Annotated in this window: 6 protein-coding genes; 2 read left to right on the top strand and 4 right to left on the bottom strand. The window is 69.9% G+C overall.

The features are described from left to right. The first annotated feature begins 170 nt into the window (after window positions 1–170). Both ABEA26_RS33790 and ABEA26_RS33785 read left to right on the top strand, forming a co-directional pair. A complete protein-coding gene (locus ABEA26_RS33790) occupies window positions 171–1,808 on the top strand; it encodes a class I adenylate-forming enzyme family protein (RefSeq protein WP_345597589.1) in 1,638 nt (545 codons plus the stop codon). A 29-nt stretch (window positions 1,809–1,837) separates the two neighbouring features. Then, complete coding sequence (locus tag ABEA26_RS33785) at window positions 1,838–3,058, top strand: cytochrome P450 (protein WP_345597588.1); 1,221 nt, start codon at window positions 1,838–1,840, stop codon at window positions 3,056–3,058. A gap of 49 nt (window positions 3,059–3,107) precedes the next feature. Here ABEA26_RS33785 and ABEA26_RS33780 read toward each other — a convergent pair whose 3' ends face one another. The 4 genes from ABEA26_RS33780 to ABEA26_RS33765 form a co-directional block, all read right to left on the bottom strand. Beyond that, window positions 3,108–4,394 (bottom strand): phthiocerol/phthiodiolone dimycocerosyl transferase family protein, encoded by a 1,287-nt coding sequence (locus ABEA26_RS33780; RefSeq protein WP_345597587.1) that lies wholly within the window; start codon window positions 4,392–4,394, stop codon window positions 3,108–3,110. A gap of 19 nt (window positions 4,395–4,413) precedes the next feature. After that, window positions 4,414–5,208 carry an arylamine N-acetyltransferase family protein gene (locus ABEA26_RS33775; protein WP_345597586.1) on the bottom strand — a complete coding sequence of 265 codons (795 nt, stop codon included), beginning with the start codon at window positions 5,206–5,208 and terminating at the stop codon, window positions 4,414–4,416. 42 nt (window positions 5,209–5,250) lie between these two features. Beyond that, complete coding sequence (locus ABEA26_RS33770; RefSeq protein WP_345597585.1) at window positions 5,251–6,273, bottom strand: NADPH:quinone reductase; 1,023 nt, start codon at window positions 6,271–6,273, stop codon at window positions 5,251–5,253. Window positions 6,274–6,406: 133 nt separating this feature from the next. Continuing rightward, window positions 6,407–7,360, bottom strand: a complete 954-nt coding sequence (locus tag ABEA26_RS33765; protein WP_345597583.1) for a phytanoyl-CoA dioxygenase family protein — start codon at window positions 7,358–7,360, stop codon at window positions 6,407–6,409. Window positions 7,361–7,696 lie beyond the last annotated feature (336 nt).

Raw genomic sequence — 7,696 nt, 5'->3', positions numbered from 1 at the left:
ACCTACGTCCCCAGCCTGATCGACATCCGCCGGAAACTGCCGACGACCGGCTGGGGCAATCCCGATCGGGTCCGGCTGCGGGCCGATGCCCGCGCGGCACTGACCCGGCCCGCCTCCCGGGTCTAGGGGACCGGATGGATCTCGGTCAGGCTCAGACCAGGAAGGGTCTCGTGAACCGCACCTCAACCCGGTATACCGACCATGTTTCTGCCGACCTGCGCCGGGCCTGGGCCGCCGCGGGCCACTACCCGGGCCAGGACCTGTATTCCCTGTTCCGTGGCCACGTCCAGCGCACGCCTCAGGCGCCGGCCGTGCTGGACGCCGAGGGTACGGTCAGCTACGGCGAACTGGACCAGGCAGCCCGGCGCCTGGCCGCGGGACTGGCGCAGCTCGGCATCGTCCCTGGCGACGTCGTGGCGGTCCAGCTGCCCAACGCCCGTCTCGCGTGTGCCGTCGACCTCGCCGTCGCCGCGGTGGGCGCCGTCGTACTGCCGTTTCCGCTCGGCCGGGGCGACCGGGACGCGGTCAGCCTGTTACGCCGCTCCGAGGCGGTCGCGGTGATCACCGTCGCCGATCATCACGGCTATCCCTGCGCCGAGCGGATCCGGAAACATGCCGACGCCCTGCCGATGCTGCGTGCCGTCATCGTCGCCGGGGACGGTGCCGCCGAGACGCCGGACTGTGTGCCGATCGAGGCCCTGGCCGCCGCCACCGCGGACGAGTTCGTGCCGCGGGAATTCGACCCCGACGCACCGGCACGGATCCTGGTCACCTCCGGGTCCGAGGCGGAACCGAAGATGGTCCTGTACTCGCACAACGCGCTGGCCGGTGGCCGCGGTGTCATGATGGCCGGCCTGCACCGAGGATCCCCGGCCACGATGCGCAACCTGTTCCTCGTCCCGCTGGCGTCGGCCTTCGGCTCCAGCGGGACGCCGGTCACCCTCGCAACCCTGGGCGGAACCCTCGTGCTGAGGCCGTCCTTCGACGCTGCCGGGACGCTGCGGACCATCGCCGAAACCCGGCCCACCCACCTGCTGGGCGTGCCCACGATGCTGCGCATGCTGCTGGACCGCCCGGAGATCCAGGACACCGACCTCAGCTCCCTGCAGGCCGCGGTACTCGGTGGGGCCGCGCTCGACCTGGACACGGCGCGGCGCGCCGAGGAGCTCCTGGGCTGCACAGTCGTCTCGCTGTACGGCTCGGCCGACGGCGTCTCCTGCAACAGCGGTCTCGCCCTTTACGACGGTACGGTCGGCCGTCCCGACCCCGCCGTCGCGGACATCCGCATCGTCGACCCGGACGGAACCGAGCTGCCCGACGGAGCGACCGGCGAGGTCGTCGCACGCGGCCCGATGTCGCCGATGAGCTACCTTAATTCCCCCGAGCTGGACGCCTCGCTGCGCACCCCGGACGGATGGACCCGCACCGGAGATCTCGGGTTGATCGACGACCGGGGCCGACTCCGGATCGTCGGACGCCGCAAGGACGTGGTCATCCGCGGCGGCCTCAACATCAGCCCGGCGGAGGTCGAGTCGGTGCTGATCACGCATCTCGCGATCCGCGACGTCGCCTGCGTAGCGGTGGCGGACCCGCTGTACGGAGAGCGCGTCTGCGCCTGCGTCGCCACCTCGGCCGACCTGAGTCTGGCCGAGATCACCGCCCACCTCGCCGCGGCCGGGATGGAGCCGCGGAAGTTCCCGGAACGCCTGTTGCTGCTGGCTGCCCTGCCGCTGAGCGCTGCGGGAAAGGTGGACCGGCAAGCGCTTCGGGCACAGGCCGCGAACCAGGGATCCGGCACGACCCGGTGAACCCGGTCCAGAACAGAGGATGTCACCAGATGACTGAGGGAATCCCGGAACCGATCTCCTATCTGCGGCACTGGGACCGCACCGAACCGTTCGATCCGCCGGCGGTGCTCGGTGAGCTGGTCCGGACGCGGCCACTGACCCGGATGGTGTATCCGGACGGTCACGTCGGCTGGCTGGCCACCAGCCACGAGCTCGCGCGTGAGGTGCTCAGCAGCCAGGCGTTCAGCCACCGCTTCCACACCACCCACGCCCCGGTGACGAAGAAGGGCGAGATCTTCCCCTCCGTGCCCATCGTGCCGGGCGGGTTCATCCACATGGATCCGCCGGAGCACACCCGCTACCGGAATCTGCTCAGCAGCGAGTTCAGTGCCCGCGCCACCGCGGCGTACGCCCCGCGGGTGGCCGAGCTGGCCGCCGCGCAGCTCGCCCAGGTACGGGAGCACGGCTCACCGGTCGACCTCCTGCCGACGTACGTCCGGCCGCTCTCGCTGCGGGTGTTGTGCGAGGTGCTGGGGGTCCCGTTCACCGGCAGCCCAGTCCTGTCCGCCCTGAGCGACAGCGCCACCGACGACGAGGTCGGCCTCGAGGCGGAGCGGGAGGCCGGGACCCGGGCGTACCACTACCTCCTGGACCTCGTGGGCAAGGCACGGGTCGAGCCGGGCGAGAACGTCACCGGGCGGCTGGCCGCCGACCCCGAGCTGACCGACCGCGAGATCACCAACATGCTGCTGATCGTCTTCGCGGCGGGCTTCGCCAGCTGCGAGGGCGCGCTCGCGTCGTCGTTGCTGGCGCTGCTGCACCACCGCGACCAGCTCGACAGGCTGCGTTCGGCCGCCCGGAGCGGCGTCGCCGACGGCATCGAGAAAATGGTCGAGGAGCTGCTGCGGTACACCTCGGTCAACCAGTTCCAGATCTTCCGGACCGCACTGTCCGATGTGGAACTCGGCGGGGAACTGGTCCGCGAGGGGGAGACGGTGACGGTCGCCTTGCCGGCGGCCAACCGTGATCCGGCCAAGTTCGGTTGTCCCGACGGGCTGGACCTGAGCCAGGACGCTTCCGCCCACCTGGCCTTCGGATACGGCGTACACGCCTGCGTCGGACAGCGGCTGGCCCGGCTCGTCCTGGCCGAGGGGCTGACCGCGCTGGTGCTCGGCATCCCCGGACTCGCCCTGGACGTGCCGCTGCAGGAGGTTCCGGTACGGCTGAAGACCCCGGTGCTGGGCGCACTGCGTCTGCCCGTGCGCTACTGATCCCGGCGTGTTCACGGGCGGCCGGAGGGCATCCGGCCGCCCGTACGCGCTAGCGCCGCGAACCGGGGGCCCGATCAGCGCATGCCAGCAGCGAATCGCGGACGTGGTCGTGGATCGAGTCCATCTGCGCGGTCGTGAAGCACTGCGTGCTGTACGGCATCTCGATGCTGAACCGGCCGTAGATCGTTGCCGGCGACGCGAGCAACGGGCCCGCACCGCGCTCCGGGGCCCACCGGCTGGACAGCGGGAACTTGGTCATGTCGACGATCTTCAGCCCCTTCGGCGACGGCGGCCCGTCGATTCTTCCGACGTTGGTGAGCACCAGGCTGGTCGGCCAGAGCTGGGGGTGGGGGAGCAACCGGTCCAGTGCCTGCATCTCCATCGCCGCGTCACCCCGCTCGATGCCGGCGCGCAACTCGGTGCTGAACCGGTGGCCGAGCTTGACCAGGTCGGCGTCGGCGGGCACGTGGAGCAGATCGCGGTACCAGGAGACCATGGGCACCATCGCCTCGTGGCTGAGCTCCGGCGCGAACTGGTTGCGCAGGTCGACCGTGCAGAAGCTGGACAGCCGGTGGTCGGCCAGTTCCTCGGGCAGGCCGGCGCGCACGGCCGCCAACAGTGCCGCGGCGACCAACCCGTTCACCGATACTCCGGTGTGCTTGGCGAAGGCCAGCAGACCAGTGGTCTGCGATTCGGTCAGCCGGAGCCTGCGCGAGGTCATCAGACTCTCCGCCGGCACCGGCGGGACGGACCCGGCCGCCCGGAACGGCAAAGACGCCACCGGTGCCCCCTCGGCCCGCTTGAGCCGCTCCTGGACGTAGGCGTCCAGCTCGGCATCGCTGCGCGGCGGCAGCCAGTCCTCGAGCGGCGCCGGCCACTCCTGCTGCCGCGGCTCCGGGGCCGAGTAGCTGCCGGACTGGATGTCGATGTAACGCTGCCAGATCCGGTTGCAGAACGCGGTCGCGCTGCGGCCGTCAGAGATCGCGTGGTCGACGCCGAACATCACGACGTCCTCGTCGGTGCCGGTCAGCAGGACGGCACGCGCGAGCGGGCCACCGAGGTGCAATGGCTTGTTGTACTCCTGAAGTCGCGCACCGGGCTCGTTGCGCCGGACGTGCAGACGCGGCAGCTCGCTCGGCTCCAGCAGGCTGAGGTAGTAGTCGTCGCCGTCCTTCTCCAGACGGCTGCGCAGACCTGGCGCCTCCGCGAGGACAGCGGTGAACGCCGCGTCCAGAATCCCGGCGTCGACGCCGCCGCGCACCACGCAGATCTGCAGCGCCTGTGTCCTGATCTCGCTGACGTACATCCGTTCCGACCGGGCAATTCGTCGGCGCATGCCTTCTCCTCATTGTCTGTCAGTCGACCTCGCCGGCCAGGATGGCGCTGCGATACGCGTGCCAGTCACCGTCGTCGGTGACGGTGCGGGTCTTCTCGATGCCGGCCCGGACGGTGAGATAGCGGCGGCCCTTCAGCACCACCTGGCCGTCGGGGACCGCTCGGCTGTAGAGCTCGCCGCCGCCGCCGGCGGCGAGCGCGGCGTTGATCGCCTTCTCCGCCGGCGCCCAGTCCGACCGGTCGCGGACGTGCGTGGTGAACTCGTAGACCGTGCTCCACTGGCCGAGCCTGGGGCGGCGCTGCAGCGACACACCGTCCCGGCCAGGGATGAGCCGGTACCGGCAGCCGTACTGGCGTTGATTGCCGACGGCGCCGTCGAGGCGCAGCGGCTCGACGAACGACGGCCCGGCGTACCCGATGTCGGCCAGCCAGGACCCGCCGTCCACGCGGGCCAGGATGAGCATGTGCTCGACCTCGACGCCGTACGACTGGCGGCCTTCCGCCGTCGTGCCGGCGATCAGGTCGGCATCGAACCCGAGGTCGCGCAGCAGCCGCAGGAACAGCCGGGTCATCTGGACGCAGCCGCCGCCGTTGCCCGCCGCGACCACCGAATCGAACGTCGCGTCCTCGTCGAAGTCGACCAGATCGACCAGCCTGCCGCTCGGAGCAGGCACAGCCAGCGAGCCCGCACTGTTGAACGGAACGGTCTCCATATGCCGCTTGTGCAGTGCGCCGAGGGTCGCCAGATCCGCGGCCGGTCTGCCGGCGGCGGGGTCGTACCCCAGCCGCCGCAGGTACGTGTCGCTGTCGTACATCCGTCCGTCCCTCTCCGGGGGATCCTTCACGCTGACAGTCGGCTAGCCGATCTCGACGACGACCTTGCCGAGGATGCCGGCCTGCACGGCGTCCTGTGCCTCGCCGGTGCGCTGGAGCGGGAACCGATGGATCGGAAGCCCGGCTTCCTCTCCCACAGCGAGTGCCCCGTCGGCCGCCGCCCTCGTGATGTCGGCCGACGCGAGGTCCTTGTCGGCCGCGGACAGCGTCATCACCAGCACGAACTGAAAGCGCAGGTTCCGACCGATCGCCTTCTTGGTCGGGAACGCCAGCACGCTGTCCCCCTCGGTGCCGTACGCGGCGACGGTGCCGTTCGGGGCGAGGACCTCCAAGTGGGTGGCGATGTTCTCGGTCGCCGCCACCTCGACGATGAGGTCCACCCCCTGCGGCGCGATGGCGCGGATGTCGGACTCCGCCGTCTCCGACCGGTACTCGACGGTGTGCGCCGCGCCGGCGCGGCGGGCCAGTTCCGCCTTCTTCGGGCCGCTGACCGTCGCGATCACGGTCGCCCCGGACCAGGCGCCGAGCTGGATCGCGGTATGCCCCACGGCTCCGGCGCCGCCGGCGACCAGCACGGTCCGCCCGCTCAGGGCGCCGGAGCCGAGACGGTCGGGGCCCTTCTGCCCGGCGAGCAGGCAGCGTTGGGCGGCGACCGCCGGGAGGCCGAAGCAGGCACCGGTCTCGAACGAGATATTCGCCGGCAGAGGGACCGCCTGGCGGGACGGGACGACGGCGCATTCCGCGGCAGTGCCGTGGGGCCGCTTGTACGCCGCCTCCCACACCCACACCCGCTGGCCGATCCGTTCCCGGTCGACGCCCGCTCCGACGGCGTCGATCACTCCGCTGCCGTCGTTGTGCGGAATCACCTCGGGGAACATCAGGGTGCCGTTGCGGTGACCGAACTGCCGGCCCTTCCAGTCCGAGTGGTTCACCCCGGAGACCGCGACACGAACCCGAACCTCACCGGGACCCGGCTCGGGCACAGGCCGGTCGACAAATCGGAGAACGTCACTTTTGCCGATTGACGAATATATGATCGCTTTCATATCGGGAGGTTATCCAATGCATGTCGCCTGACAAGGTGGATGGTGCGGCGCCGTCGAACCAGGGGATGACGCGTCCGGCAAAGCCGAGCCGGCAGGTCGGAAACCTGCCGGCTGTCGAATCCGACCGCGGATCCTATTGGCCCGAATCGTCGTTGTCTTCGAAAGCGGACACCAGCGGCCGCAGCGGAGTGAAATCGTGCCAGGGGTTCTGGAGGATCTGACGCCAGGTCGCGTCGTGCCCGCGGACCTTGAGCCGGAAGTAGACCGTGCGCCGAACGGAGTCGGACCTGTTGCTGCCGACGTTGTGGCCGACCATGTAGTGCTTCAGCAGCATGTCTCCGGCGCGGCCGCGTACCTGCTCCCGTTCGGGCAGCTTGATGTCCGGGTAGGAGGTGAACGCGTCGGGCCCGTGCTCACGGAAGTACTTCGCGTGAGCACGGTGCGTTCCCGGCCAGACGTAGAGGTTCCCGGTGTCGTCGCCGTCCTGGTCGGTGAGGAAGAAGCCGGCGAGCACGGTGAATGTCCGCGGGGGTTCATCGGCCTTCCGGCGCATGCCGCCGTCGATGTGCGGCATTCCCCGGTCGTCGGTGTAGGGCGGATACGTCATCGCTATCTGCGTCTGCCACGGATATTCCATGGCGCCGTCACCGGTGAGTTCTTCGGCGAGCGAGAAGGCCTGGGTGTCACGCAGGAGCGCCGCGAGTGCCGGCTCCTCCTCCCACTTCGGGAACATGAAGTGCGGTCCGGCGTGGCCTTCCTCGGGCGGATGCATGCGCAGCTGGTCGTCCACCGCCGCGTTGGCCGCGGCCAGAATGTCCGGAGGCACGACGTCCCGGATCACGATGTAGCCGCGTTCGGCGAACTCCTGCAGCTGATCACGGGTCAACATCCGCCGCACGCTCAGCGTCCGGGAGTCGATGCTGTCAGGCATGGCCTCGGTGGGAGCGGCCGGCGCGGCGCGCCTGGCCGATTCCAGGATCGCCTGCTCGATCGCCGCCGTGGCAGACGCGCCACCGCGGGTCAGGGCGGCAATTGCCTGCTCGATCCGCTCGTCAACGCGAATGGTGATCGTGTCGTTTTCAGCCACGAACTTGCCACCCTTCCTGGTGCACCTCGTTGTCTGGGATGTGCAGCCGATGCTAGGGCGGACAAGAAGACGCCCATATCCCTCGGTCTGACAGCACGTGCGCACCCCGTGCCCGTCCGGTCCCGCGCGCAGCGCGCGGCACTGAGTCCCGCGAAGGGAGCGACGAGGCACCCGCCGTCACATCAGGTGAACAACCGGCCGCAGTACTAGCAGTGTGTGTGATGCCAGGTCCCCGCGGTCCGGTTCTACCGTCTCCGGTGAGCACCGCGCGGCCGGGTCGTAGGAAAAAGGGTGAGCTTCATGGGTGTGGCGCAGTCCGAACGGACACTGTCCAAC

Origin of the sequence: Streptomyces marokkonensis (assembly GCF_039539045.1) — a bacterium.
GTDB classification, from domain to species: Bacteria; Actinomycetota; Actinomycetes; order Streptomycetales; family Streptomycetaceae; genus Streptomyces; species Streptomyces marokkonensis.
This window is presented reverse-complemented; position numbering and strand designations above follow the sequence as displayed.